The organism is Streptomyces sp. LUP30, assembly GCF_001746365.1.
Classification (GTDB): domain Bacteria; phylum Actinomycetota; class Actinomycetes; order Streptomycetales; family Streptomycetaceae; genus Streptomyces.
The window spans coordinates 50432-75855 of sequence record NZ_MJAJ01000009.1 but is presented as its reverse complement, the minus strand read 5'-3'; the positions used below and the strand labels follow the sequence as shown (position 1 = coordinate 75855).

General features: G+C 71.5%; 23 protein-coding genes. 9 read left to right on the top strand and 14 right to left on the bottom strand.

The window, feature by feature from the left end:
- Positions 1–5: 5 nt before the first annotated feature.
- The 9 genes from BG482_RS10745 to BG482_RS10705 form a co-directional block, all read right to left on the bottom strand.
- Positions 6–749, bottom strand: coding sequence for a PIG-L deacetylase family protein (locus BG482_RS10745; RefSeq protein ID WP_069768718.1), 744 nt, complete (start codon positions 747–749; stop codon positions 6–8).
- Positions 750–777: 28 nt separating this feature from the next.
- The gene (locus BG482_RS10740; RefSeq protein ID WP_069768717.1) at positions 778–2079 is read right to left on the bottom strand and encodes an alpha/beta fold hydrolase; all 1302 of its coding nucleotides are present in this window, start codon (positions 2077–2079) and stop codon (positions 778–780) included.
- 172 nt (positions 2080–2251) lie between these two features.
- On the bottom strand, positions 2252–3292 hold the full coding sequence (locus BG482_RS10735; protein ID WP_069768716.1) for a LacI family DNA-binding transcriptional regulator: 1041 nt from the start codon (positions 3290–3292) through the stop codon (positions 2252–2254).
- Positions 3293–3383: 91 nt separating this feature from the next.
- Complete coding sequence (locus tag BG482_RS10730; protein WP_069768715.1) at positions 3384–4808, bottom strand: BNR repeat-containing protein; 1425 nt, start codon at positions 4806–4808, stop codon at positions 3384–3386.
- 51 nt (positions 4809–4859) lie between these two features.
- Complete coding sequence (locus BG482_RS10725; protein ID WP_069768714.1) at positions 4860–5180, bottom strand: L-rhamnose mutarotase; 321 nt, start codon at positions 5178–5180, stop codon at positions 4860–4862.
- A gap of 40 nt (positions 5181–5220) precedes the next feature.
- On the bottom strand, positions 5221–6303 hold the full coding sequence (gene rhaS, locus BG482_RS10720; RefSeq protein WP_069768713.1) for a rhamnose ABC transporter substrate-binding protein: 1083 nt from the start codon (positions 6301–6303) through the stop codon (positions 5221–5223).
- Positions 6304–6339: 36 nt separating this feature from the next.
- Positions 6340–7347, bottom strand: coding sequence for an ABC transporter permease (locus BG482_RS10715; RefSeq protein ID WP_069768712.1), 1008 nt, complete (start codon positions 7345–7347; stop codon positions 6340–6342).
- Positions 7340–8440: an ABC transporter permease gene (locus BG482_RS10710; RefSeq protein WP_069768711.1), complete on the bottom strand. Its 1101-nt coding sequence runs from the start codon at positions 8438–8440 to the stop codon at positions 7340–7342. The genes BG482_RS10715 and BG482_RS10710 overlap by 8 nt, the downstream gene beginning before the upstream one ends.
- The gene (locus BG482_RS10705) at positions 8437–9954 is read right to left on the bottom strand and encodes a sugar ABC transporter ATP-binding protein (RefSeq protein WP_069768710.1); all 1518 of its coding nucleotides are present in this window, start codon (positions 9952–9954) and stop codon (positions 8437–8439) included. Before BG482_RS10705 ends, BG482_RS10710 begins: the two co-directional genes overlap by 4 nt.
- Positions 9955–10272: 318 nt before the next feature.
- On the opposite strand from BG482_RS10705, the gene rhaI reads away from it, so the two are divergent.
- The 6 genes from rhaI to BG482_RS10675 all read left to right on the top strand — a co-directional run bounded on the left by rhaI (position 10273) and on the right by BG482_RS10675 (position 18024).
- Positions 10273–11433 (top strand): L-rhamnose isomerase, encoded by a 1161-nt coding sequence (gene rhaI / locus BG482_RS10700; RefSeq protein WP_069768709.1) that lies wholly within the window; start codon positions 10273–10275, stop codon positions 11431–11433.
- 142 nt (positions 11434–11575) lie between these two features.
- On the top strand, positions 11576–13615 hold the full coding sequence (locus BG482_RS10695; RefSeq protein WP_069768708.1) for a bifunctional rhamnulose-1-phosphate aldolase/short-chain dehydrogenase: 2040 nt from the start codon (positions 11576–11578) through the stop codon (positions 13613–13615).
- Between the two features lie 5 nt (positions 13616–13620).
- On the top strand, positions 13621–15057 hold the full coding sequence (locus tag BG482_RS10690) for a rhamnulokinase family protein (RefSeq protein WP_069768803.1): 1437 nt from the start codon (positions 13621–13623) through the stop codon (positions 15055–15057).
- 74 nt (positions 15058–15131) lie between these two features.
- Positions 15132–15887, top strand: a complete 756-nt coding sequence (locus BG482_RS10685) for a (Fe-S)-binding protein (protein WP_069768707.1) — start codon at positions 15132–15134, stop codon at positions 15885–15887.
- On the top strand, positions 15884–17386 hold the full coding sequence (locus BG482_RS10680; protein ID WP_069768706.1) for a LutB/LldF family L-lactate oxidation iron-sulfur protein: 1503 nt from the start codon (positions 15884–15886) through the stop codon (positions 17384–17386). Before BG482_RS10685 ends, BG482_RS10680 begins: the two co-directional genes overlap by 4 nt.
- Positions 17383–18024, top strand: a complete 642-nt coding sequence (locus BG482_RS10675) for an LUD domain-containing protein (protein WP_069768705.1) — start codon at positions 17383–17385, stop codon at positions 18022–18024. The genes BG482_RS10680 and BG482_RS10675 overlap by 4 nt, the downstream gene beginning before the upstream one ends.
- Positions 18025–18067: 43 nt before the next feature.
- On the opposite strand, the gene BG482_RS10670 is transcribed toward BG482_RS10675, so the two are convergent.
- Positions 18068–18643, bottom strand: a complete 576-nt coding sequence (locus BG482_RS10670; protein WP_069768704.1) for a hypothetical protein — start codon at positions 18641–18643, stop codon at positions 18068–18070.
- A gap of 122 nt (positions 18644–18765) precedes the next feature.
- Here BG482_RS10670 and BG482_RS10665 point away from each other — a divergent pair, with 122 nt between their 5' ends.
- Both BG482_RS10665 and BG482_RS10660 read left to right on the top strand, forming a co-directional pair.
- Positions 18766–19623, top strand: coding sequence for a MoxR family ATPase (locus BG482_RS10665; RefSeq protein WP_069768802.1), 858 nt, complete (start codon positions 18766–18768; stop codon positions 19621–19623).
- Entirely contained in the window at positions 19620–20972 is a 1353-nt protein-coding gene (locus tag BG482_RS10660; RefSeq protein ID WP_069768703.1) for a VWA domain-containing protein, read from the top strand. Before BG482_RS10665 ends, BG482_RS10660 begins: the two co-directional genes overlap by 4 nt.
- Before the next feature lie 92 nt (positions 20973–21064).
- Here the strand turns inward: BG482_RS10660 and BG482_RS10655 are convergent, their stop codons facing one another.
- From BG482_RS10655 to BG482_RS10645, 3 genes are all read right to left on the bottom strand, one after another.
- Positions 21065–21424 carry a cupin domain-containing protein gene (locus BG482_RS10655; protein ID WP_069768702.1) on the bottom strand — a complete coding sequence of 120 codons (360 nt, stop codon included), beginning with the start codon at positions 21422–21424 and terminating at the stop codon, positions 21065–21067.
- Positions 21425–21565: 141 nt separating this feature from the next.
- The gene (locus BG482_RS10650; protein WP_069768701.1) at positions 21566–22543 is read right to left on the bottom strand and encodes a pyridoxal-phosphate dependent enzyme; all 978 of its coding nucleotides are present in this window, start codon (positions 22541–22543) and stop codon (positions 21566–21568) included.
- Entirely contained in the window at positions 22540–23256 is a 717-nt protein-coding gene (locus BG482_RS10645) for a transcriptional regulator (RefSeq protein WP_069768700.1), read from the bottom strand. The genes BG482_RS10650 and BG482_RS10645 overlap by 4 nt, the downstream gene beginning before the upstream one ends.
- 193 nt (positions 23257–23449) lie before the next feature.
- Between BG482_RS10645 and BG482_RS10640 the strand changes: the two genes are divergently transcribed.
- Positions 23450–24268 carry an SAM-dependent methyltransferase gene (locus tag BG482_RS10640; protein ID WP_069768699.1) on the top strand — a complete coding sequence of 273 codons (819 nt, stop codon included), beginning with the start codon at positions 23450–23452 and terminating at the stop codon, positions 24266–24268.
- Between the two features lie 74 nt (positions 24269–24342).
- On the opposite strand, the gene BG482_RS10635 is transcribed toward BG482_RS10640, so the two are convergent.
- The gene (locus BG482_RS10635) at positions 24343–25257 is read right to left on the bottom strand and encodes a helix-turn-helix transcriptional regulator (protein WP_069768698.1); all 915 of its coding nucleotides are present in this window, start codon (positions 25255–25257) and stop codon (positions 24343–24345) included.
- Positions 25258–25424 lie beyond the last annotated feature (167 nt).

Here is a 25424-nt window from a genome sequence, read left to right as displayed (position 1 = left end):
CCGGACTACCTGTTGAACAGCTCGAACGCCACGGCAGGCCGCCCGCCGAACCTCTCCCCCACCGACGCCGCCGTCCCGGTCAGGAATCCCCTCGCGTAGGCCTCCGGCGCCTCGTCGGTCAACGCCTCGATGTAGGCGCGGTGTTCCAGCAGCGAGGCCACCGCACGCTCCAGTCCCGGGGACGCGTCCACGGCGTGGGTGGGCGTGGCGGACCCGGCCACGGCGACCCAGCGCACGCCGTTCCAGGGCTGCAGGCCCTGCTCGACGAGTTCGGGGAAGATCCAGCGGTTGCCGGCGTCCCCGGCCGCGTCGAGGACGGCCCGGCCGACGGCGACGTGGTCGGGGGTGTTCCAGGCGACCCCGCCCCAGGTGTCGCGGTGGTTCAGGGTGATCACGAGTTCGGGACGGTGCCGGCGGATGGCGGCGGCGATGTCCCGGCGCAGGGCGGGACCGTACTCGACGACGCCGTCGCGGTGGTCGAGGAACTCGACCGACGAGACGCCGACCACGGCCGCGCTCGCCCGCTGCTCCCGCTCGCGCAGCGGGCCGCACTCGGCGGGGGCGAGGGTGTCGATGCCCGCCTCGCCGCGGGTCGCCAGCACATAGCCGACCTTGCGGCCGGCGTCGGTCCAGGCGGCGATCGCCGCGGCGCACCCGTACTCCAGGTCGTCCGGGTGCGCCACCACGGCCAGGGCGCGCTGCCAGTCCTCGGGCATGGGCTGGAGCTGGGGGGTCGTCGGCTCGGTCATGCCCGCAGACTATCCGGTGACGTCGTCGTCACACCTCGTCACGGGCGAGGGCGAGCAGGCGGTCCAGGACGCGGGGGCCGCCGGCCCGGACGCCGTCGTGCTCGAACTCGTCGGTGACCCAGGTGCGCAGCCCCCGGATCGCCCGCGCGGTGCGCAGCGAGTGGGCGGTGTCGACGTACAGATCGTCGTGGTAGATCGCGGCCGCGACCGGCACCTCGTTGGCGGCCAGCCGTGCGGGGTCGTACAGCGTCGGCCAGTCGGTGCGGGCGGCGAGGAGCTCGGCGGTCTCGCGCAGCGGGCGCAGAGCGGGATCGGCCTCGAACATCCAGGGGTGGATCGTTTCTCCGGTGAGGGGGAGCGGGCCGTCGCCGGTGAGCGTCTTGGCGGCGTCGAACTGCGGGAACTCGGCGCGCACCCGCTCGGCGGACCAGTCGGTGGGGCGGGCGCCCTGCCCGTAGATCGCCTCGTGGACGAGGGCGTAGAGGGGGTGTCCCGCGAAGGAGAGCTGCCCCTGCAGCTCCTCCTGGAAGGCGTCGGACAGCTCAGGACCCCGCGGGGTGGTCACGAACGCCTCTTCGAGGAGGTGGTGCAGTCGGTGGCTGCCCTCGCCGCCGCCGAGCAGGATGCCGAGCGTCTGGAACGCCTCGACGGTCAGCCGGTAGCCGTTCGGGAGGGACACCTCGTGGTGCAGAAGGTGCTCCGCGATGCGGCGGGCGCGCTCGACGTCCTGCGGGTAGCGGGCGTAGTGCGCGGCGGTCTTGCGTTCCATGCGCGGGTAGGCGGCGCGGTAGACGTCGTCCGCGTGGGCGTCCAGGGAGGGCAGCCCGCCGGTGATCAGGGCCGCGGCCAGGCCCTCGGGGGCGAAGGAGAGGTACGTGACCGCGCAGAAGCCGCCGAAGCTCTGCCCGAGGACCGTCCAGGGTGCGCCGCCGGTGACCTCGCGGCGGATCAGCTCGCAGTCGCGGACGATGGAGTCGGCGCGGAAGTGCGCGAGGTAGGCGGCCTGTTCGGCCGGACCGCCGCGCAGCGGGAGCGTCTGGCGGTTGGCCGGGGTGGAGTGCCCGGTGCCGCGCTGGTCCAGGAGCAGGACGCGGTACTCCTCCAGCGCGCGGCCGAGCCAGGACGGCCTGCCGACGAACCGGTGGGCGCCGAAGCCGGGCCCGCCCTGGAGGTAGAGCAGCCACGGCAGGTCCTGGTCCGCCTTGTCGCTCGCGACGACCTCACGGGCGTAGAGCCCGATCGTCTCCCCTGCGGGGTCGGCGTGGTCGAGGGGCACGGTGAAACGGCGGTCGGTGAGGACGACGCCGGGCTGACGGTAGCTGACGGACAACGAAGGCTCCCGGGACGATCGGTGTGCGGACCGCGGCCCAGTTCAGCACATGTCCGGGCGGCGTCCCAGCCCGGGGGATCATGAACGGCGCGGAACCGACGCTCGGCCCGGTGCTGAACGGCGGCTCAGTAAGCTGCTGAACGGGCGTTCAGCACGCCGGCCCGTCATTCGCTCACCGTGCGGACAGGCTGGACCTGCGCACCACCAGCTCCGGCTGGAGCACCACCCGGCGGTGTTCGTGAGCCCGCTTCCCGCCCCCCTCGCCCGAGCCGCCTTCCTCGGTCTCCTCCAGCAGCATCTCGGCGGCCAGGGCGCCCATGGTCACGGCGGGCTGGCGCACCGAGGTGAGCGGGACGGCCGCGGCGGCCGCGAACTCGATGTCGTCGTAGCCCACGATGGCGAGGTCGTCGGGGACTCCGACGCCGGCCGCGTACATGGCCTGCAGGACGCCGAGGGCGAGCAGGTCGTTGGCGCAGAACACGGCGGTCGGGCGGTCGGCGAGGCCGAGCAGCCGGGCGCCCGCGTCGCGTCCGGCGGCGACGTCGAGCCGCTCGGTGGGCAACTCGCGCAGACTGTCGGGGCCGAGACCGGCCTCCGCCAGCGCGTTCAGCGCGCCGGTGCGGCGGTCGCGGACCTGGGTGAAGCCGGGCGGGCCGCTGACGTAGGCGATGGAGCGATGTCCGGCGTCGATCAGATGCCGGACGGCGAGCGCGCCGCCCGCCACGTCGTCCACCGACACCGAGCACTCGGCCGTGCCTTCCGAGACCCGGTCCACGAGCACGAAGGGAATGCCGTGCCGGCGGAAGGACTCGATGTTGCGGCCGGTGGCGTCGGCCGGGGTGAGCAGCACACCGCGCACCCGCTGCTCGGCGAAGAGCGACAGGTACTCGGCCTCCTCCCCCGCGCTCTCGGCGCTGTTGCAGACCATCACGCCGAGACCGGCGTCCCGGGCGGCCCGCTCGGCGCCGCGGGCGACGTCGACGAAGAAGGGGTTGCCCATGTCGAGGACGAGCAGCCCCATGATCCGGCTGCGTCCCGCGCGCAACTGCCGGGCGGACTCGCTGCGGACGTACCCGAGTCGGTCTATCGCCGAGAGCACCCGGGCGCGGGTCTCCGTGGCGACCGTGTCCGGGCGGTTGATGACGTTGGACACCGTGCCGACGGAGACTCCGGCGGCACGGGCGACGTCCTTGATACCCACCGACTGGGCCATCAGGCGGGAACCTCCAGGTGAATGGGGCACGGCGGGACGGCCTTCACATTACCGCCATGCCGTCGGGCTCCCGTCCGAGTCGGTGCTCCGGTCATGCGGGCAGCGCGAAGTCGATGACGTGGAGCGCCGAGGGGGTCGTACCGCTCGACTTCTCCTGGTACATGAACGACAGCACGTTGTCGGCCCTGACCCGTAGCTCGTCGATGACGACCTCGCCGAACGCGTTGAGTCCGCTGCCGTCGAAGAGCACCCTCCAGTCGGTGTGCCCGGAGGCCTTGGAAGCGCCGGCGATCCGGCCGAAGGGGAAGATCGCGTAGGCGTTGTCGTACTTGTCCAGGACCAGCTTCGTGCGCTGGCTGGAGCCGAGGACGACCGGGATCTCCGTCTTCTGCCAGCCGCCGGAGGCGTTCTTGCGCAGGTGGAAGGCGCGGCCGTTGGCGGTGCGGTCGGCGACGTAGTTCGTGGTGCACTGGCCGAAGCGGCCCGGGACGTAGCTGATGATCGCGTGCGGCCGGCCCGCGGAGTCGGTGGCCTGGCTCTCCTGGTTCATCAGGGAGTGGTCCGGGTTGAGCGCGTCCACGACGAGCCCGCCGTCGGTGACGGCCACCTTGTCGGAGCCGCCCGTGACGCCGACGACGGCGCCCGCGTCGTTGCGCCAGGTCCGGCCGCGGTCGTCGGAGTACACGTAACCGGTGTCGTGGTTGGTGATGCCGCCGCTGGAGCACATCACCGCCCCGTTCTGCTCGCGCCAGGTGAAGAGGGAGTGCAGTCTGCCGGCGACGTCGTAGTCGATGCCGTGCAGGTACATGTTCCGGGCGGTGGAGGAGCCGTGCTCGCTGGTGTACGTCCCCGTCGAGCTGGACCATTCGCCGAGGTTCGTCCAGGTCGAACCGTCGTACTCGGCGAGGGCGTTGCGGCCGTTGCCGGAGATGCCGGCCCGGTAGCTGAGCTGCAGCCTGCCCTCGGGGGTTGCGACGAACTGCGGGTAGGTGAACTGGCCGGTGAGCGCCAGGCCGTCGAGGGTGGTCTGGACGGCGCCGAAGACGGAGGACGTCCAGGCGGTGGTCGACGGGTTGTCGAGAAGTCCGGCGACCGACTTCACGTAGAAGAAGCCGTCGCTGTGGGAGTCCATGTTCAGGTGGAGGCGGCCGTCGCCCTTGGAGACGCCCATGGAGATGACGTTGTGCGAGTCGCTGGTCTTGAGCTGGTGCGCGAGGGTGACCGTCGACCAGGTGGTGCCGCCGAGGACACGGCGGGCGACGACCGCGTTCCTGGTGGCGGTGTACCAGGTGGCGTACTGGTAGCCCTTGTAGGTCAACAGCCCGTTCTTCTGGAACGAGTTGTTGTTGACGAGTCCGTCGTAGGACACGAAGAACACGGCCTGCGCGTCGAGTTGCGTGGTGCCCTTCTTCGTCACCGACGGTCCGGGGTCGGCGGCCCGTGCGGTGCCGGCGGTCGGCAGGGAGGTGGCCGCGGCGCTGAGGAGGGCGCCGGCCAGCAGGGTGCGTCGTCTCATCTCGGGGGACTCCATTGTCGTGCGAGAGCGGGAAATCAAGGGGTGCGGATGTCAGGCGAGGTGGAAGACCTCGGTGAGCGGCCTCATGGCCTCGTCGGGCCGGTCGCCGTCGAGCGACTCGAAGAACGGGCCCATCTCCGCCTGCCAGCGGGTGTTGACGTCGGTGGCCTCCATCGCGGCCCGGGCGGCCGCGAAGTCCTCGGTCTCCAGGTATCCGACGAGCAGACCGTCGTCCCTCAGGAAGAGCGAGTAGTTGTGCCAGCCGGTGGCCGAGAGAGCTTCGAGCATCTCCGGCCACACGGCGGCATGGCGTTCGCGGTACTCGGCGAGCATGTCCTGACGGACCTTGAGCAGGAAACAGACGCGCTGCATGAAGTACCGCTCCTCGGTGGGGGGTCGGGTCGAGGGGTGACTAGAAGTTGAACTGGTCGATGTTCTTGGCGTCGAACACGGTCGGCTTGCCGAGGCTGATCACGCCGTCCTTGCCGATGGTGTACGTGGTGCCGCCGGCCTTGAACGTCTCGCCCTGCGCGCCGGTGATCTGGCCCGAGACCAGCGCCACCGCGGTCTGCGCGGCGAGCGCGCCGAGCTTCGAGGGGTCCCACAGCTCGAAGGCCTCGACTGTGCCGTTCTTGACGTAGGTGCGCATGTCGTTCGGGGTGCCCAGGCCGGTCAGCTTGACCTTGCCCTTGTACTTGGAGCCCGACAGGTACTGGGCGGCCGCCTTGATGCCGACGGTGGTCGGGGAGATGATCCCCTTCAGGTTCGGGTACTGCTGGAGCAGGCCCTGGGTCTGCTGGAAGGACTGCTGGGCGTCGTCGTTGCCGTAGGCGACCTTGACGAGCTTGACGTCCTTGTACTTCGGGTCCGCCAGCTCCTTCTTCATGAAGTCGATCCAGACGTTCTGGTTCGTCGCGGTCTGCGCGGCCGACAGGATCGCGATCTCGCCCTTGTAGCCGATCTGCTCGGCGAGCAGCTGCACCTCGGTGCGGCCGAGGTCCTCGGCGGAGGCCTGCGAGACGAAGGCGTTGCGGCAGCCGGGGTTGGTGTCCGAGTCGTAGGTGACGACCTTGATCTTGTTGCTCATCGCCTGCTTGAGCGCGGTGCACAGGGCGCCCGGGTCCTGCGCGGACACGGCGATCCCGTCGACCTGCTGCTGGGTGAGCGTGTTGACGTACGACACCTGCCCGGAGGTGTCCGTGGCACTCGACGGGCCGACCTCCTTGTAGCTGGAGCCCAGCTCCTTCAGGGCCCCCTCGCCGCCCTTGTCGGCGGAGGTGAAGTAGGGGTTGTTGACCTGCTTGGGCAGGAAGCCGACGGTCAGGCCCTTCTTGGTGGCCGCGTTCGGGTCGGCCTTGCCGGCCGCGGCGGCCGCGCCGGTGCTCTCGTTCTTCACGTCCTCCTTGGTGGTGCCGCCGCAGGCGGTGGCGGCGAGGGCGAGCGAGGAGACGGCGGCGAGGGCCGCGCAGGCACGGCGGAGCGATGACTTGCGCATGGTGGTGTGGGTCCTTTACGAGGGTGGCGGAGCGGGTTACGACGTCGGTGTCGAGGCGGCTGCCTGGCGGCCCGCCCGCGCGACGGAGATCTGCCGTGCGACCCGGGGGCCGAGCACGGAGACGACGAGCAGGACGCCGGTGACGACGATCTGCGACTGGGCGGAGACGTCCTGGAGACTCATCACGTTCTGCGCCGCGCCGAGCAGGAAGACTCCCGCGATCGCGCCGCCGAGCGTGCCCTTGCCTCCGTCGAAGTCGATGCCGCCGAGGAGCACGGCCGCGATGACGGAGAGTTCGAGGCCGGTGGCGTTGTCGTAGCGGGCGCTGGCGTAGTGCAGCGCCCAGAAGATCCCGGTGAGGGAGGCCATGAGGCCCGTCACCGTGAAGAGGATCAGTTTGTGCCGCTTGACCCGGACGCCGGCGAACCGGGCGGCCTCCTCGCTGGCGCCGATCGCGAACAGCGAGCGTCCGAAGGGGGTGGCGTGCAGGACCACCACGGCGATCGCGAGCAGGACGACGAAGGGCAGGAAGGCCTGCGGGAGGAAGGTGTCCCCGAGCCGGCCGGCCGCGAAGTCCAGGTACTGGGTGGGGAAGTCGGTGACCGCGTCGGAGCCGAGGACGATCTGTGCGATGCCCCGGTAGGCGGCCAGCGTGCCGATGGTGACGGCGAGGGAGGGCAGCCCGAGCCGGGTCACCAGCAGGCCGTTGACGAGGCCGCAGACCACTCCGAGCAGCAGGCAGACCGGGATGATCGCCTCGATCGTCATGCCCTGGTTCCACAGGGCGCCCATCACCGCGCCGGACAGTCCGGCCGTGGAGGCGACCGACAGGTCGATCTCGCCGGCGACGACCAGGAGGGTCATCGGCAGCGCGACCAGGGCGATCGGCAGGGTGTTGCCGATCAGGAAGGACAGGTTCAGCGCGTTGCCGAAGCCGTCCACGAAGGTGAAGGAGAACAGCAGCAGGACGATCAGGAGGGCGCCGACGACCCCGTCCCACCTGAGGGCGGACCAGCGGCTCGCACGGGTGAGCGACTCAGGCATCGTGAGCGTCTCCCTTCTTGACGGGGGTCTTCACGGCGGTCTTCACGGCGGCGGCCCTGGCCGCGGCCGACTTCTTCTTCAGAGCGGACGCCACCCGTACGGCGACGACCCGGTCGATCGCGATGGCCAGCAGGAGCAGTACGCCGTTGATGGCGAGCACCCAGACCGAGCTGACGCCGAGGGCGGGCAGGACGCTGTTGATGGAGGTGAGCAGCAGCGCGCCGAGTGCGGCGCCGTAGACGCTGCCGGACCCGCCGGTGAACACCACGCCGCCGACCACGACCGCGCTGACGACGGTCAGTTCGTAGCCGTTGCCCGTGCTGGAGTCGACGTTGCCGAACCGGGCCAGGTACATGGCTCCGGCGAGGCCCGCGAGGCCGCCGCAGAAGGTGTAGGCGGCGAGGATCCGCTTGCGGACCGGGATGCCGGCCAGTCGTGCGGCCTCGGGGTTGGAGCCGAGCGCGTACAGCTCGCGCCCGCTGCCGAAGTGCTTGAGGTAGTAGGCGGTGGCCACGAGGACGACGAGTGCGATCAGCGCGAGCCAGGGCACGGCCGAGAGGCCGCCGGAGCCGAAGTCCACGAAAGGGTTCGGCAGGTCGGCCGCGGTGATCTGCCGGGAGCCGACCCAGATGGAGTCGATGCCGCGGATGATGTACAGCGTGCCGAGGGTGACGACGAGGGCGGGCACCTGGCCGAGGCTGACCAGCAGACCGTTGAGGAGCCCGAAGCCGATGCCCAGCAGGACGGCCAGCACGATCGCGATCACCGGGTTGCCGCCGCCGTGCAGATACGTGCCGGCGGCGAAGGCGCTGATGCCGAGGGTGGAACCGACCGACAGGTCGACGTTGCGGGTGATGACGACCAGGGACTGGCCGGTGGCGACCAGCACCAGGATGGTCGCGTTGAGCAGGAGGTCCTTGATGCCCTGCTCGGACAGGAACTCGCTGTTGCCGGCCTGGGTGACGGCGATCATCACCAGGAAGACGACCAGGATGGCGAGTTCGCGCATCTTGAACACGCGGTCCACGAGCCGGGTGCCGCCGGACCGGGGCGCCTCGGCGACGGGGGCCTGATCAGGAGTGGTCACCGTCATGCGACGGCCCTCCCGGTGGCTGCGGCCATCACGGTTTCCTCGGTGGCTTCGGTGCGGGCGATCTCGGCGGTGAGCCGGCCCTCGTGCATCACCAGCACGCGGTCGGCCATGCCGAGGATCTCGGGCAGGTCGGAGGAGATCATCAGGACGGCGACCCCGTCGGCGGCCAGCTCGGAGAGCAGCCGGTGCACCTCGGCCTTGGTGCCGACGTCGATGCCGCGGGTCGGCTCGTCGACGATCAGCACCTTGGGGCCGGTGGCCAGCCACTTGGCGAGGACGACCTTCTGCTGGTTGCCGCCGGAGAGCGTGTTGACGGTGTCGGCGATCCTGGCGTACTTCACCTGGAGCCTGACCGCCCAGTCGAGGGAGCGGCTGCGCTCGGCGCCGCGGTCCATCAGGCCCGCCCTCACGGTGGTGCGCAGGCCGGTGAGGCCGATGTTGCGCTCGATGGACATGTCCATCACCAGGCCCTGGGCGCGCCGGTCCTCGGGGACCAGGGCGAGGCCCGCGGTCATCGCCGTCGAGGGCGCGCCGTTGGTGAGCGGGCGGCCGTCCACGACGACCTCGCCGGCGTCCCAGCGGTCGATGCCGAAGACCGCGCGGGCGACCTCGGTGCGGCCGGCGCCGACGAGTCCGGCGAGGCCGACGATCTCACCGCGGCGGACCTCGAAGGAGACGTCCGTGAAGACGCCCTCGCGGGTGAGCCGTCGGACGCTGAGGGCGACCTCGCCCGGCGTGACGTCCTGCTTGGGGTAGAGCTCGTCGAGGTCGCGGCCGACCATCCGGCGGACCAGGTCGTCCTCGGTCATGCCCGCGACCTGCTCGGTGGCGATCCACGCGCCGTCGCGCAGGGTGGTCACCCGCCGGCAGATCTGGAAGATCTCCTCCAGCCGGTGCGAGATGAACAGGACCGCCGCGCCCTGCTCGCGCAGGGTGCGCACCACGCCGAAGAGGCGGGCGACCTCGCTGCCGGTGAGGGCCGCGGTCGGCTCGTCCATGATCAGGACGCGGGCGTCGAAGGAGAGCGCCTTGGCGATCTCGACGATCTGCTGGTCGGCGATGGACAGGCCGCTCGCCGGGCGGTCGGGGTCGAGTTCGACGCCGAGGCGCTTCATCAGGGCGGCGGTGGCCGCACGGGTGGCCTTGTGGTCGATGCGGCCGAAGGCACGCCGGGGCTGGCGGCCCATGAAGATGTTCTCGGCGATCGACAGATCGGGGAAGAGCGTGGGCTCCTGGTAGATCACCGCGATACCGGCGTCACGGGCGTCGCCGGGACCGTGGAACACGACGGGCTCGCCGTCGAGCAGCACCCGGCCGGCATCCGGTCGGTGCACCCCCGCGAGGGTCTTGATCAGGGTCGACTTGCCCGCGCCGTTCTCCCCGGCGAGGGCATGGACCTCGCCCGGGAACAGCTCCAGGGAGACGCCCCGCAGGGCGCGTACGGCGCCGAAGGACTTGGCTACGTCCTTCAGCGCCAGCACCGGGGCGGGTCCCGTGTCGGACGGGTGGGTCATGGGTGGCTCCTCGACGACGTCCGCGAATCGATGCCCCAAGGGCCGTCACGGCGTCGTGAAAGGTTTCAACTGGATGGCCGGGACGTTAGGCATGACGGCCATGTCACGTCAATGGGTACGTCTCGAAAAGTTTTCGATAGCCGAAGGTCACACAGTGGTCACGGACAACAGACCAGGCCCGGGGGCTTGACAGTCCTCCTGCGGGCTCATAGCTTCCCGTTCTGAATCGTTTCATCAACAGCGTTTCCAGAAGCGTCCTCGGAAGGCTCTGGCAGCCGCTGGGGATGTTCTTCCGGACCGATGTCACAGGAGCCCGAAGTGACCGACCTCGCAGCGGTGAAGGCCGCGCTGAAGACCCAGGCCGTCGAGACACCGTCGTGGGCGTACGGGAACTCGGGGACCCGGTTCAAGGTGTTCGCCCAGCAGGGCGTCCCCCGCACCCCGCAGGAGAAGCTGGACGACGCCGCACAGGTGCACGCGTTCACCGGCGTGGCCCCCACCGTCGCGCTGCACATCCCGTGGGACAAAGTGGAGGACTACTCCGCACTTGCGAAACATGCCGAGGACCGGGGCGTGAAGCTGGGGGCGATCAACTCCAACACCTTCCAGGACGACGCCTACAAGCTCGGCAGCATCTGCCACCCGGAGGCCGCGGTCCGGCGCAAGGCCGTCGGTCATCTGCTGGAGTGCGTCGACATCATGGACGCGACGGGCTCGGCCGATCTGAAGCTGTGGTTCGCCGACGGGACCAACTATCCCGGCCAGGACGACCTCCGTGCACGGCAGGACCGGCTGGCCGAGGGCCTGGCCGAGGTGTACGCGCGGCTCGGCGACGGGCAGCGGATGCTGCTGGAGTACAAGTTCTTCGAGCCGGCCTTCTACTCGACGGACGTGCCGGACTGGGGAACGGCGTACGCGCACTGTCTGAAGCTGGGCCCGAAGGCGCAGGTCGTGGTCGACACGGGACACCACGCGCCCGGGACCAACATCGAGTTCATCGTCGCCACGCTGCTGCGCGAGGGCAAGCTCGGCGGGTTCGACTTCAACTCGCGCTTCTACGCCGACGACGACCTCATGGTCGGCGCCGCCGACCCCTTCCAGCTGTTCCGGATCATGTACGAGGTCGTGCGCGGGGGCGGGTTCAGCGCCGACGTGGCGTTCATGCTCGACCAGTGCCACAACATCGAGGCCAAGATCCCGGCGATCATCCGCTCCGTGATGAACGTGCAGGAGGCGACGGCCAAGGCGCTGCTCGTCGACCGCTCGGCGCTGGCCGCCGCACAGGCTTCGGGGGATGTGCTGGAGGCCAACGCCGTGCTGATGGACGCGTACAACACGGACGTGCGACCGCTGCTGCGTGAGGTGCGGGAGGAGACGGGGCTGGACCCCGACCCGATGGCCGCGTACCGGGCGTCCGGGTACGCCGAGAAGATCGTTGCCGAGCGGGTCGGCGGGGAGCAGGCCGGGTGGGGGGCGTAAGCGTCCGCCGTCGCCTGTCCGTCGCGGACTGCGGCCCGTCGTGGCTGGTCGCGCCCGCGCGGCGGGAGCCGCACATCGATACAGCCCCCCGCCCCCCCGGGGCGCGCTCCGTCGCCCACGTTCGAGAAGTAAGGGAATCCGCATGACCACCCACCCCGAAGCCGCCGCTCTCCTCGGTCGGTCCCGTCGGCTCGGCGCCGATCCCCGTAACACCAACTACGCCGGCGGCAACGCTTCCGCCAAGGGCGCCGACATCGATCCCGTGACCGGTCGGGACGTCGAGCTGATGTGGGTGAAGGGGTCGGGCGGCGACCTCGGCACGCTCACCGAGGCCGGGCTCGCCGTGCTGCGGCTGGACCGGCTGCGCGGCCTCGTCGACGTCTACCCCGGCGTCGAACGCGAGGACGAGATGGTCGCCGCGTTCGACTACTGCCTGCACGGCAAGGGCGGGGCGGCTCCGTCCATCGACACCGCCATGCACGGGCTCGTCGACGCCGCCCACGTCGACCACCTGCACCCGGACTCCGGGATCGCGCTCGCCTGCGCGGCGGACGGGGAGAAACTGACCGCCGAGTGCTTCGGCGACGCCGTCGCCTGGGTGCCGTGGCGCAGGCCCGGCTTCCAGCTCGGCCTGGACGTCGCCGCCATCAAGGAGGCCAACCCGCAGGCCATCGGCGTGGTGCTGGGCGGCCACGGGATCACCGCCTGGGGCGAGAGCGCCGAGGAGTGCGAGCGCAACTCGCTGCACATCATCCGCACCGCCGAGGCCTTCCTGGCGGAGAAGGGGAAGGCCGAGCCCTTCGGACCGGTCGTCGCCGGGTACGAGGCACTGCCCGAGGACGAGCGCCGGCGACGGGCCGCCGCTCTCGCCCCGCACGTGCGGGCGATCGCCTCCCGGGACCGGCCCCAGGTCGGGCACTTCACCGACTCCGACGCCGTGCTGGACTTCGTGGCGCGGGCCGAGCACCCACGGCTCGCCGCGCTCGGCACCTCCTGCCCGGACCACTTCCTGCGCACCAAGGTGCGGCCGCTCGTCCTGGACCTGCCCCCCACCGCCGCGCTGGAGGACGCCGTCGCCCGGCTGGCGGAGCTGCACGCCGAGTACCGCGAGGAGTACGCCGCCTACTACACCCGGCACGCCGAGCCGGGCTCCCCCGCCATGCGCGGCGCCGACCCGGCGATCGTGCTGGTGCCGGGCGTGGGCATGTTCTCCTTCGGCAAGGACAAGCAGACGGCCCGGGTCGCCGGCGAGTTCTACGTCAACGCGATCAATGTGATGCGGGGCGCCGAGTCGGTGTCGTCGTACGCGCCGATCGAGGAGTCGGAGAAGTTCCGCATCGAGTACTGGGCCCTGGAAGAGGCCAAACTCCAGCGGATGCCGAAGCCCAAGCCCCTGGCCACCCGCGTGGCCCTGGTGACCGGCGGCGGCAGCGGGATCGGCAAGGCGATCGCGCACCGGCTGTCCGCCGAGGGCGCCTGCGTCGTCGTCGCCGATCTGAACGCCGAGAACGCTGCCGCCGTCGCCGAGGAGCTCGGCGGCGCCGACAAGGCGGTGGCCGTCACCGTCGACGTGACGTCCGAGGAGCAGATCGCCCGCGCCTTCGAGACCGCCGCGCTCGCCTTCGGCGGGGTCGACCTGGTGGTCAACAACGCCGGCATCTCCATCTCCAAGCCGCTGCTGGAGACCTCGGCCCGGGACTGGGACCTGCAGCACGACATCATGGCCCGCGGCTCCTTCCTCGTCTCGCGTGAGGCGGCCCGGGTGATGATCGCGCAGAAGCTGGGCGGCGACATCGTCTACATCGCGTCGAAGAACGCCGTCTTCGCCGGACCGAACAACATCGCCTACTCCGCCACCAAGGCCGACCAGGCCCACCAGGTCCGCCTGCTCGCCGCCGAGCTGGGCGAGCACGGCATCCGCGTCAACGGCGTCAACCCCGACGGCGTGGTGCGCGGATCCGGCATCTTCGCCGGCGGCTGGGGCGCCCAGCGCGCGGCCGTGTACGGGGTGGAGGAGGACAAGCTGGGAGAGTTCTACGCGCAGCGGACCATCCTCAAGCGCGAGGTGCTGCCCGAGCACGTCGCCAACGCCGTGTTCGCGCTGACCGGCGGCGAGCTCACCCACACCACCGGGCTGCACGTCCCCGTCGACGCGGGTGTGGCGGCCGCCTTCCTCCGGTGACGGCCGTGAAGTCGTACGCCGCCGTCGACCTCGGCGCGTCCAGCGGACGCGTCATGGTCGGCCGGGTCGGCCCGGACTCGCTGGAGCTGACGGAGGCCCACCGCTTCCCCAACCGGCCGGTCCGGGTGCCGGAGGGGCTGCGCTGGGATGTGCTGTCCCTGTACGGGGGCGTGCTGGACGGGCTGCGGGCGGCCGGTCGGGTGGACTCCGTCGGCATCGACAGCTGGGCCGTGGACTACGGGCTGCTGGACGCCGACGGGGCCCTGCTCGGCAACCCGGTGCACTACCGTGACGCGCGCACCGAGGGCGTCGCCGAGAAGGTGTGGGCCACCGTGCCGGCGGCCGAGCTGTACGCGGCGACGGGCCTGCAGTACGCGCCCTTCAACACCCTCTACCAGTTGAAGGCCGCGGCTTCCACGGCTCAACTGGCCCAGGCACGACGGCTGTTGCTCATTCCCGACCTGCTGTCCTATTGGCTGACGGGCGAGCAGGGCACCGAGCTGACCAACGCCTCCACGACCCAGCTGATCGACCCCCGCACGGGCGACTGGTCCCACGGCGTCGCCGAGCGGCTCGGCATCGACCTGACGCTGTTCGCCCCGCTGCGGCGGCCCGGCGACCCGGCGGGACTGCTGCGGTCCCAGGTGCTGGAGGAGACGGGGCTGACCGGCCCGGTGCCGGTGACCACGGTCGGCTCGCACGACACCGCGTCCGCCGTGGCAGCCGTCCCGGCCGTCGGCGAGCACTTCGCCTACATCTGCACCGGCACCTGGTCGCTGGCCGGACTGGAGCTGACGGCGCCCGTGCTCAGCGAGGACAGCCGCGCCGCCAACTTCACCAATGAGCTGGGGCTGGACGGCACGGTCCGCTACCTGCGCAACATCATGGGACTGTGGCTGCTCCAGGAATGCGTACGCGCCTGGGGCGACCCGGACCTGGGCGGACTGCTGCGGGACGCGGCCGCCGCACCGGCCCTGCGCTCGGTCGTCGACGCGGGCGACGCCGCCTTCCTCGCGCCCGGGCGGATGCCGGAGCGGATCGCCGAGGCGTGCCGGGCGTCGGGGCAGCCGGTTCCGCGCACGCCCGGCGAGATCACCCGCTGCATCCTCGACTCCCTGGCCCTCGCGCACCGGCGGGCGATCGCCGACGCCCAGCGACTCGCGGACCACCCCGTCGACGTCGTCCACATCGTCGGCGGCGGCAACCGCAACGCGCTGCTGTGCCGGCTGACCGCAGACGCCTGCGGGCTGCCGGTGGTGGCCGGTCCCACGGAGGCCGCGGCTCTCGGCAACGTGCTCGTTCAGGCACGGGCCCACGGCCTGGCCGGCGACCGCGCCGACATGCGCCGGCTGCTGGCCCGTACGCAGCCGCTGACGCGCTACGAGCCGCGGGGAGACGCCGAGCGGTGGCGGGAGGCGGAGGCCCGGCTCACCGTGCGCTGAACCGGGGGTCTCCCCCCGGAGCGCCGCGCCGGTCTACTCTTCACTCATCCGATGATCTACCTCAAGGAGCCGCGATGCGTGTCGCACTGTTCCTGACCTGTGTCAACGACACGCTCTATCCCGACACCGGCCGTGCCGTGGTGAAACTGCTGACCAGGCTGGGGGTGGAGGTCGACTTCCCGATGGCGCAGACCTGCTGCGGTCAGGCGCACTACAACACCGGTTACCGCCATGAGGCCGAGCCACTGGCCCGTCATTTCTCCGATGTCTTCGGAGAGTACGAGGCCATCGTGACGCCGTCCGGATCGTGCGGGGCGATGGTGCGGGAGCTGTATCCGCGGATGGGCGAGCGCGCCCGGGCCGAGGGGCGCGGAGACGCGCTGGCCGCCACGCTGGCCCCGGTGGTCCCGAAGACCTACGAGCTCACCGAGTTCCTGGTGGACGTGCTCGGAGTGACCGACGTCGGCGCGTACTACCCCCACACGGTGACCTACCACCCGACCTGTCACGGGCTGCGCGGACTGGGGCTCGGGGACCGGCCCCGGCGGCTGCTCCAGGCCGTCGGGGGTCTGGAGCTGGTCGAACTGCCGGGGGCCGACGAGTGCTGCGGCTTCGGCGGCACCTTCGCGCTGAAGAACGCGGACGTCTCGGCGGCGATGGGCGCCGACAAGGTGCGCAACGCCGAATCGACGGGCGCTCAGGTGCTGTGCGCGGCCGACAACTCGTGTCTGATGCACATCGGCGGGACCATGACCCGGCTGCGGACCGGCATGCGGCCGGTGCACATCGCGGAGATCCTGGCGAGCACGGAACGGGAGCGGGCACTGTGAGCGGGACGTTCGTCGGGATGCCGGCGTTTCCGAAGGCGGCGCGCGAGGCGGTCGCCAACCCCACCCTGCGCGGCAATCTGCGGCACGCCACGCACACCATCCGCGCCAAGCGCGCGGCGGCGGTGGCGGAGGTGTCCGACTGGGCGGAACTGCGGGAGGCGGGCCGGCAGATCAAGGACCACACCCTGCGCCGGCTCGACCAGTACCTCGTGCAGTTGGAGGCGGCGGTCACCGCGGCCGGCGGCACGGTCCACTGGGCGGCGGACGCGGACGAGGCGAACCGGATCGTCACCCGTCTGGTCAAGGAGACGGGCGAGTCGGAGGTCGTCAAGGTCAAGTCCATGGCGACGCAGGAGATCGGGCTCAACGAGGCGCTGGAGGCCGAGGGCATCCGGGCCTACGAGACCGATCTCGCCGAGCTGATCGTGCAGTTGGGCAAGGACCGCCCCTCGCACATCCTGGTCCCGGCCATCCACCGCAACCGGGGCGAGATCCGGGACATCTTCCGGGCGGAGATGAGCGAGTGGGGCCGTCCTGCTCCGGAGGGCCTCACCGACACGCCCGCCGAGCTCGCCGAGGCGGCCCGGCTGCATCTGCGCGAGAAGTTCCTGCGGGCGAAGGTAGGGATCTCCGGCGCGAACTTCATGGTCGCCGAGACCGGCACCCTGGTCGTCGTCGAGTCCGAGGGCAACGGCCGCATGTGCCTCACCCTGCCGGAGACGCTGATCTCCGTCGTCGGGATCGAGAAGATCGTGCCGACCTGGCGCGACCTGGAGGTCTTCCTCCAGACGCTGCCCCGCTCCTCGACGGCCGAGCGCATGAACCCGTACACGTCGACGTGGACCGGCACGCGGGACGGCCACGCCGGGGAGGGCGACGGGCCGCGGACCTTCCACCTGGTGCTGCTGGACAACGGCCGCACCGACACCCTCGCCGACGAGGTCGGCCGCCAGGCGCTGCGCTGCATCCGCTGCTCGGCCTGTCTGAACGTGTGCCCGGTGTACGAGCGGGCCGGCGGCCACGCCTACGGCTCGGTGTACCCGGGCCCGATCGGCGCGATCCTCAGCCCGCAGCTCCGCGGTACCGCGAGCGAGATCGACGCCTCGCTGCCGTACGCCTCCTCGCTGTGCGGCGCCTGCTACGAGGTGTGTCCGGTCGCGATCGACATCCCGGAGGTCCTGGTGCACCTGCGCGAGCGCGTCGTCGAGGGCGGCCCGGTCACGCGAGCGGGCAACAGGGTTGTGCTGAAGCCGGCCAAGGGGCACGCCGCCGAGCGGGCGGCGATGCGGGCCGCACGTTGGGCGTTCTCCCGCCCCGGCGCCCTGCGCGCCGGACAGCGACTGGCGTCGCGCACGCGCGGTCTGCATCCCCGGACCCTGCCCGGCCCCGGCAGGGCGTGGAGCGCCGCGCGCGATCTGCCGGCCGTGCCCGCGGAGCCGTTCCGCGACTGGTGGCAGCGTACGAACGGCGGCACCACCGAGGAGGGAACGGCGAAGTGAGCAGCAGAGAACTGATCCTGGGCCGGGTGCGGCGCGCGCTGGCCGACGTGCCGCCGGACGACACCCCGTACGAGAACGCCGTCGCGCGCGACTATCTGCGCGAGCACGGCGAGCGCACCGTGCAGGAGACGGTGGAGCTGCTGGCGGAGCACCTGGCGGACTACCGGGCGATCGTGCACCGGTGCGGAGAGGGCGGACTGCCCTCCCTCTTGGCCCGGTTGCTGGCGGAGCGGAAGGCGGCGACCGTGCTCGTGCCGTCCGGGCTCGAGGAGGCGTGGCTGGCGGAGACGGACGTCGTGCGGGTGGCGGACCGTGCGGAGAGCGGAGCGCACGAACTCGACGAGGTGGACAGCGTGGTGACGGCGTGCGCGGTGGCCGTCGCCGAGACCGGCACGATCGTGCTGGACGGCGGACCGGACCAGGGCCGGCGCCGCATCACCCTGGTCCCCGATCACCACATCTGCGTGGTGCGCGTGCCCGAGCAGGTGGTGTCCTCGGTGCCGCAGGCCCTCGAACGGCTCGATCCGGGACGTCCGTTGACCTGGATCTCCGGCCCCTCGGCGACCAGCGACATCGAGCTGGACCGGGTCGAGGGCGTGCACGGTCCGCGCACCCTGGAGGTGATCCTGGTCGGCTGAACCACGCGCGTGCGGTGCACCGCTCGCGGGGCTCCAGCGGTGCTCAGGAGTAGACCATCGGGCAGCCGTGCCGCAGGGAGTACTGGGCCGCCCGCAGATACACCGCCACGTAGAAGGCGGTGTCCAGGTCCTCTGCCCACGGTCCGGGGCGGGCGGTGGCGACCTCACGCCCTTGCCCGTCCAGGAACCACAGCGTCAGTTCCAGGTTCCCGGTCGCCGGTATCGCGTCCAGCGGCAGGTCGAGGACGGCGGCCAGCCGCTCCGCGATCGCGAGGACCTGCGGCGCTCCCGCCACCAGCGTCTCATCGCTGTACGACGTGCCGATCGGCAGCTCGATCTCCTGGTCGAGGAAGAGCGGCACCAGGACGGACCACCCCGAGAGGGTCTCCTCCTCGGCCCGGGTCAGATGCGCCCGGCACAGTGCGGCGAACCCCTCCATGGACGGGCTCATCTTCTCCTCGAACCAGCCGGTCCCGGCGCCCGAGGGCTCTCCCGGCAGGTACGGCGGCTGTCCGCGCCGCCGCAACTCCTCGTTCAGCGCGGCGGCGGTCTCGCCGTGCCCGCCCTCGTGCTGCCCGAGCCACTCCCGCGCGTCCACGCTCACCAGATAAACACCCATGATCCGCAACGTACCGCCCGCCACTGACAACGGTCCCCGATCTGATGACAAAGGAGGTGAACAAGCGCTTAGATAGTGCCCCGACCATGCCCGCAGCCCGCGCCGACCGCTCGGAGGCCCCGTTGTTCACATCCGTCGACGATGTCTCCGCCCGCCTCGCGGAGAGCGGCTACCTGGCCTCCCCCGCCGTCGCGACGACCGTCTTCCTCGCCGACCGGCTCGGCAAGCCGCTGCTCGTGGAGGGCCCCGCCGGGGTCGGCAAGACCGAACTCGCCAAGGCCGTTGCCCAGGTGGCGCAGGCCCGGCTGGTGCGGCTGCAGTGCTACGAGGGCGTCGACGAGTCCCGGGCGCTGTACGAGTGGAACCACGCCAAGCAGTTGCTGCGCATCAGCGCCGGCCGCGGCGAGACCTGGGACGAGACCCGCACCGACATCTTCAGCGAGGAGTTCCTCCTCCCGCGTCCGCTGCTGACCGCGATCCGCGGCGACCAGCCCACCGTCCTGCTGATCGACGAGACCGACAAGGCCGACGTCGAGGTGGAGGGACTGCTCCTGGAGGTGCTCAGCGACTTCCAGATCACCGTCCCGGAGCTGGGCACCGTCACCGCGACCCGCCGCCCGTTCGTCGTCCTCACCTCCAACGCGAGCCGGGAGCTGTCCGAGGCGCTGCGCCGACGCTGCCTGTTCCTGCACATCGGCTTCCCCGAGGAGGAGTTGGAGCGGCGCATCGTCCGGCTGAAGGTGCCCGGGATCGGCGCGGCGCTGGCCGAGTCGGTGGTCCGGGTGGTCGGCGCGCTGCGCGCCATGGACCTGCGCAAGGCGCCCTCCGTCGCCGAGACGATCGACTGGGCGCGCACCCTGCTCGCCCTCGGCGCCGACACCCTCGACGAGGACGTCGTCCGCGAGACGCTCGGCGTGATCCTCAAGCACCAGGACGACATCCTCAAGGCCGGCGCGAAGCTCGACCTGGACGCCGGGTGAGCGCCGAGGTCGCCGACCGCCTCGTCGGCTTCGTCGCCGCGCTGCGCGCACACGGCGTCCGCGTCGGCACCGGCGAGACGGTCGACGCCGCCGAGGCCGCGGCGGCCCTGGGGTTCGCCGACCGGGGTCTGCTCCGAGAAGGACTGGCCGCGACGCTCCTGCACTCCACGGACCAGCGACGGGTGTTCGACACCGTCTTCGACCTGTACTTCCCGTACGGCGTCGGCGCGCCGGTGGACGAGCCCGGCGACCGGGACGACCTTCGCGACCGGCTGGCCGCCGCGCTCGCCGCGGACGACGAGGCGCTGCTGGCCCGGTTGGCGATCGAGGCGGTCGACGGGCTCGGCGGGTACGGGAGCTCGCCCGGCGCGGACGGCTGGTCGTCGCACCAGACGCTCGAACGGCTGCGCCCGCAGACGCTGTTGGCGCGTGTGCGGGACGACGTCCGGGCCCGGGGCGGCGCTTCCGGCTTCGCCGACCGGCTGCTGGAGGACGAGATCCGGCGCCGTATCGAGTCCTTCCGCGCCCTGGTCGCCCAGGAGGCACGGCGCCGGGTCGCGGAACGGCGGGGGCGCGACGAGATCGCCCGGCGCGCGGTGGCGCCGACCGCCGACCGGGTCGACTTCCTGTACGCGGGAAAGGACCGGCTGGCCGAACTCCGGCGGACGGTACAGCCGCTGGCCCGCAAACTGGCCACCCGCATGGCAGCGCGCCGCCGCCGGGCCGCCCGGGGCACGATCGATCTGCGGCGCACGCTGCGGGCCTCGCTGTCGACGGGCGGGGTGCCGATGCGACCCGTGCTGCGCCGCCGTCGGCCGGTCCGCCCCGAACTGGTCCTGCTGTGCGACGTGTCGGGCTCGGTCTCGGGGTTCTCCGACTTCACGATGCTGCTGGTGCAGGCGCTGCACGACCAGTTCAGCAAGCTCCGGGTGTTCGCCTTCGTCAACCGGATCGACGAGGTGACGGGGCTGCTGGAGCACGGCGCCGCCGATCCGGAGGGCCTCGGTGCGCGCATCCGGGCCGAGGCGACGGTGACGGGCTACCACGGCAGCAGCGACTACGGCGTCGCCCTGGGCGAGTTCGCGCAGCGCTACAGCGCGGCCGTCGGGCCCCGCACGACGGTGTTCGTCCTCGGGGACGCGCGCACCAACATGAGCGACCCGAACCTGTCGTCCGTACGGGAGATCTCCGAACGGGCCCGCCGGGTGTACTGGCTGAACCCGGAGCCGCGCTCGCTGTGGGGCACCGGAGACTCGGCCGCGCCGGAGTACGCCGAGCTGGTGGCGATGCACGAATGCCGCAACGCCCGCCAACTCGGCGAGCTCACCGGCCGCCTGCTCCCCATCTGATCCGAAGCGGCTCTCCCGCCCCGGGCCCCCGTCTTGCGCCGCCCCTCCTCTCCTCTTCCCTCTCTTCCCCTCCCCCGGCCCTGCTCGTGGTCCTACTCGGCCTTCGCGTAGTCCTTCGCCATCGCCCCGGCGAAGTCGTACACCACGCACTGTTCGTCGCCGACCACCCAGGCGTCGTGGCCGGGCGGGACGACGAAGACGTCGCCCGGGCCCATTTCGGCCTCGCCGCCGTCGTCCATCGTGACGTGCATGCGTCCCGAGACGACGTAGCCGTTGTGGTGGATCATGCAGGTGGCGGTGCCCGCGATCGACGCGAGCGACTCGGTCCAGCGCCAGCCGGGCTCGAAGGTCGCCACGGCGAAGTCGAGCCCCGTCATATGGACGGCCTCGAGGTGCCCGCGGGGGAAATCGCGGCGTTCGTCCGGCTTGTCGAGCGTCTTCACTTCGATCATGACGCTCCTCCCTTCCGGCCGCGCTCGACCACGGCCGGGGCCGGTCTCCCCGGCGGACCTGGACGGCGCCGGTGGAAGCCGCACCCCTACGCCTCCATCGTCCGCCTGTCCACCGGGGGCCGCCATCCGGGCGACACGGGCCTAGACGTCACCACCGCACAGCTCGGCGAAGCGGGCGGCGTCGACGTTGCCGCCGGAGACGATCACACCGATCCGACGGCCCGGGGCCACGACCCGGCCCGCTAGCAGGGCGGCGAGACCGGTGGCGCCGCTGGGCTCCATGACGATCTTCAGGCGCTCGAACGCGAACCGCATGGCGGAGCGGATCTCGTCGTCCGAGACCAGGGCGATCTCGTCCACGAGCCGCCGGTTCACCGAGAAGGTCAGCTCTCCGGGGACGTGCACGGCCTGGCCGTCGGCGATGGTCCGCGGCACGGGGATCTCGATGCGCCGACCCGCCTCCAGCGACCGCTTGGTGTCGTCCCCGCCCTCCGGTTCCACGCCGACCACGCGGACGCCCGCCCGCAGGCCCTTGACCGCGGTCGCGCTGCCGGCGACGAGCCCGCCGCCGCCGACCGGCACGAGCAGGGCGTCCAACTCCCCCGCCTCCTCCAGGAGTTCCAGCGCGGCGGTGCCCTGACCGGCCATGACGTGCGGGTGCTCGTAGGGCGGGATCAGCGCCAGGCCCCGATCGGCGGCCAGCGCCTCGGCGACGGCCACCCGGTCGCCGCTGTAACGGTCGTACGTCACGATCTCGGCGCCGTAGGCCTCCGTCGCCGCCCGCTTGGAGCGCGGCGCGTCCTCGGGCATGACGATCACGGCGGTGGCGCCGAGCTCACGCGCGGCCAGCGCGACGGCCTGGGCGTGGTTGCCGGAGGAGTACGCGGCGATGCCCCGGGCGAGCTGTTCGGGGGCCAGCCGGGAAGCCGCGTTGTAGGCGCCGCGGAACTTGAAGGCGCCGACACGCTGGAAGTTCTCGCACTTCAGGAGAACCTCGGCGCCGACCGTCCGGTCGAGGGTCCGGGAGCGGAGCACGGGCGTACGGTGGGCGACGCCCTTGAGGCGGACGGCCGCGTCGCGCACGTCGTCGAGGGTGATCGGCAGGGGTGTGGTCGTCACGGGTGTGCTCCCTCGGGGGTGCTGTCGGAGCCGTCGGCGTCGCGCGCGGCTCTGGACCGGGACAGGTAGTTGTAGGCGGAGGCGCGGGAGATGCCGAGGCGGGCGGCGACCTGCTCGACGGCGCGGCGCACGGCGAAGACGCCCCGTTCGTCCAGACCGCGGAAGAGCGCCAGCCTGCGCGGGCCGTCGAGCCCGGCCCAGGTCTGGTCCTGGCGCGCGAGATGGGCGTCGAGAAGGGCGTCGACGACGGAGTCGATGTCGTCGCCGAACGTGGTCACGGGCGGGGTGTCGGGCCGTGCTCCCGCCGTCCCCGCGAGCGCGGCCAGCACGCTCTGCACCCGGTCCACCTCCGTGACGTCCACATTGACGCACAGCGCGCCGAACACCGCGCCGGCCGAGTCGCGCAGCACCATCGTGGACGACTTCACCAGCTTCCCGGCGGCGGTGCGTGTGACGTAGTTCAGCTCGTCGACGGCGTCGTCGCCGCGGGCGAGGACCCGCATGCCGATCTCGCTCATCGCACCGCCGACCGTCCGCCCCGTCACCGAACCGGCGACGGCGGTCACGGACCGCTCCGGTCGCCGGTAGTCGTGCAGGACCACCTCGCACACCGGCCCGAAAGTCGCCGCGATCCCCTCGACGACGGGAGCCAGCGCGCGCAGGATCGCGTCCCGCTCGGCTTCCCGGCCATGGCTCGCTTCGGTGGCTTCCATACCTCCATTAGACCACGAGTCCAGCGATTGGACACAGAGTCCACCCCTCATCCCCTGTCCTGTACGGTTTCGGCCAGGTGTGGACACCTTCAGGGGAACTGTCGATCAAGGGGTGGTGCCGTCAATTGCCGTTTCCCTAGGATGGGTTGTCGGCCGCGCCGGCCCATGGCACGGTGGGGATCTGGGGGAAGAGATGCAGCCTGGCAAGCAGCTGTCCACGTCGATCGACGCCGCGGTGCCGACGGCCGCGCGCATGTACGACCACTACCTGGGCGGCAAGGACAACTACGCTGCCGACCGAGCCGCCTGCGAGGAGCTCGACAAGGTCGTCCCCAGCACCCGCGCCCTCGCCCTGAACAACCGGCGCTTCCTGCAGCGGGCCGTGCGGACCCTGAGCCAGGAGTACGGGATCCGGCAGTTCCTCGACCACGGTTCCGGCCTGCCCACCCAGGACAACGTGCACCAGGTGGCGCAGCGCATCGACCCCAGCACACACGTCGTCTACGTGGACAACGACCCCATGGTCCTCGTGCACGGCCGGGCCCTGCTGGAGCAGGACGAGCGCACCACCGTCATCCACGCCGACATGCGGGACACGGACGCCGTCTTCGCCCACCAGGACACCCAGCGGCTGATCGACTTCTCCCGGCCGGTGGCCGTGCTGTTCAACTCGGTTTTCCACTGCATCCCCGACAGTGACACCGACGGGCCCCGGGCGGTGGTGCGCCGGGTGACCGAACACCTCGCCCCCGGCAGCTTCCTGTTGATGTGTCAGCTCGTCAGCGAGGACCCTGCCGTCAGGGAGTTCGTCACCGACTTCATGGACAAGGCCACCCAGGGCCACTGGGGCCGGGTCCGCCAGGAGAAGGACGTCGCCGCGCTGTTCGACGGCCTCGACATCCTCGACCCGGGGCTCGTCGAGGTCTCCACCTGGCGCCCCGACAGTGAGGTCGCGCCCCGCCAACTCACGCAGGAGTGGATCGAGTTCGGCGGTGTGGCCCGCCTGGGCTAGCTCGCCCGGTCCGGCGCCACGAGATCAGCGCGACCCCGGCGGGCCGCGACACCGGATCGGGCGCCCCCGCACCCTCAGGCGTAGCGCTGCCGCACGGTCGCTTCTAGCAGCGCCACGGACTCACGCGGATTGAGCGCCTCGTCGGCCAGCCGGTCCAGCGCCACCCGGTACTCCTCCGTCTCGTCCCGGTCCTCCAGGAAGGTGGCGCTGCGGATCTGCTCCAGATAGACGACATCGGGCAGATCGACGCCGCCGAAGCGGAGGTAGGTGACCGGTATGGCCGGCGCCGAGGCGTGCGTGACGTCCAACGGCACCACCTGGACCGTGACATGGGGCAGACCGGCAAGCTCCACGAGGTGGTGGAGCTGCTCACGCATCACCTCACGGCTGCCCAGCACCCGCAGCAGCACCGACTCGTCGAGGACGGCCCAGATCCGCGGAGGGTCCGGCCGACGCAGGAGTTCGGTGCGCCGGGTCCGCAGCTCCACCCTGCGCTCGACCTCCCGCGACGTCGCCGACGGGAGCCCGCGCTCGACGACGGCACGCGCGTACGCGGGAGTCTGCAGCAGGCCGGGAACGTACTGGATCTCGAAGGTACGGATCGCTGTGGCCGCCTCCTGCAGGCCGACCAGCCGGTCGAACCACTCGGGCATCAGGCGCTTGTCGTAGCGCTGCCACCATCCCGGCTGACCCGCCTGCCGCAGCAGCTGGATCAACACGGACGCCTCGTGCTCGGCCGTTCCGTACAGCGACAGCAGGGCGCGCACGTCGGCCTCGACGGGAGGCCTTCTCCCCTTGCCCGCCTCGATGCGCGACAGCTTCGCCGGACTGAACCCAAGAGCGCGCGCGGCCTGGTCCTGGGAGTAGCCGGCATCCTCCCGGATGCCGGTCAGTTGCACGCCGACCAGCATTTTCAGCAAGGTCGGGGCGGGCTCCGCCCGGTTCAGATACGGTTCGAGGCGGGACACGCGAGGTGACTCGACAGACATCCTGACTCCCCGTGGACCGGCAGACGACAGACCGCAGTATCGCATCCGAACCCCTCGGGCCGCACGTTGCAGGGGAATTGAGGTTCCGTCGAGCACCTTCGCACCCGTCGAACACTCTCACGCTCCGACGGATCCCCACCCGCCCGTGCGATTCCGTCGAGTCCGCC

Coding starts and splice junctions, on each gene's coding strand:
- BG482_RS10745 (WP_069768718.1), bottom strand. CDS start 749: ATGACCGAGCCGACGACCCCCCAGCTCCAGCCCATGCCCGAGGACTGG.
- BG482_RS10735 (WP_069768716.1), bottom strand. CDS start 3,292: ATGGCCCAGTCGGTGGGTATCAAGGACGTCGCCCGTGCCGCCGGAGTC.
- BG482_RS10730 (WP_069768715.1), bottom strand. CDS start 4,808: ATGAGACGACGCACCCTGCTGGCCGGCGCCCTCCTCAGCGCCGCGGCC.
- BG482_RS10725 (WP_069768714.1), bottom strand. CDS start 5,180: ATGCAGCGCGTCTGTTTCCTGCTCAAGGTCCGTCAGGACATGCTCGCC.
- rhaS (WP_069768713.1), bottom strand. CDS start 6,303: ATGCGCAAGTCATCGCTCCGCCGTGCCTGCGCGGCCCTCGCCGCCGTC.
- BG482_RS10715 (WP_069768712.1), bottom strand. CDS start 7,347: ATGCCTGAGTCGCTCACCCGTGCGAGCCGCTGGTCCGCCCTCAGGTGG.
- BG482_RS10710 (WP_069768711.1), bottom strand. CDS start 8,440: ATGACGGTGACCACTCCTGATCAGGCCCCCGTCGCCGAGGCGCCCCGG.
- BG482_RS10705 (WP_069768710.1), bottom strand. CDS start 9,954: ATGACCCACCCGTCCGACACGGGACCCGCCCCGGTGCTGGCGCTGAAG.
- BG482_RS10695 (WP_069768708.1), top strand. CDS start 11,576: ATGACCACCCACCCCGAAGCCGCCGCTCTCCTCGGTCGGTCCCGTCGG.
- BG482_RS10685 (WP_069768707.1), top strand. CDS start 15,132: ATGCGTGTCGCACTGTTCCTGACCTGTGTCAACGACACGCTCTATCCC.
- BG482_RS10670 (WP_069768704.1), bottom strand. CDS start 18,643: ATGGGTGTTTATCTGGTGAGCGTGGACGCGCGGGAGTGGCTCGGGCAG.
- BG482_RS10655 (WP_069768702.1), bottom strand. CDS start 21,424: ATGATCGAAGTGAAGACGCTCGACAAGCCGGACGAACGCCGCGATTTC.
- BG482_RS10645 (WP_069768700.1), bottom strand. CDS start 23,256: ATGGAAGCCACCGAAGCGAGCCATGGCCGGGAAGCCGAGCGGGACGCG.
- BG482_RS10640 (WP_069768699.1), top strand. CDS start 23,450: ATGCAGCCTGGCAAGCAGCTGTCCACGTCGATCGACGCCGCGGTGCCG.
- BG482_RS10635 (WP_069768698.1), bottom strand. CDS start 25,257: ATGTCTGTCGAGTCACCTCGCGTGTCCCGCCTCGAACCGTATCTGAAC.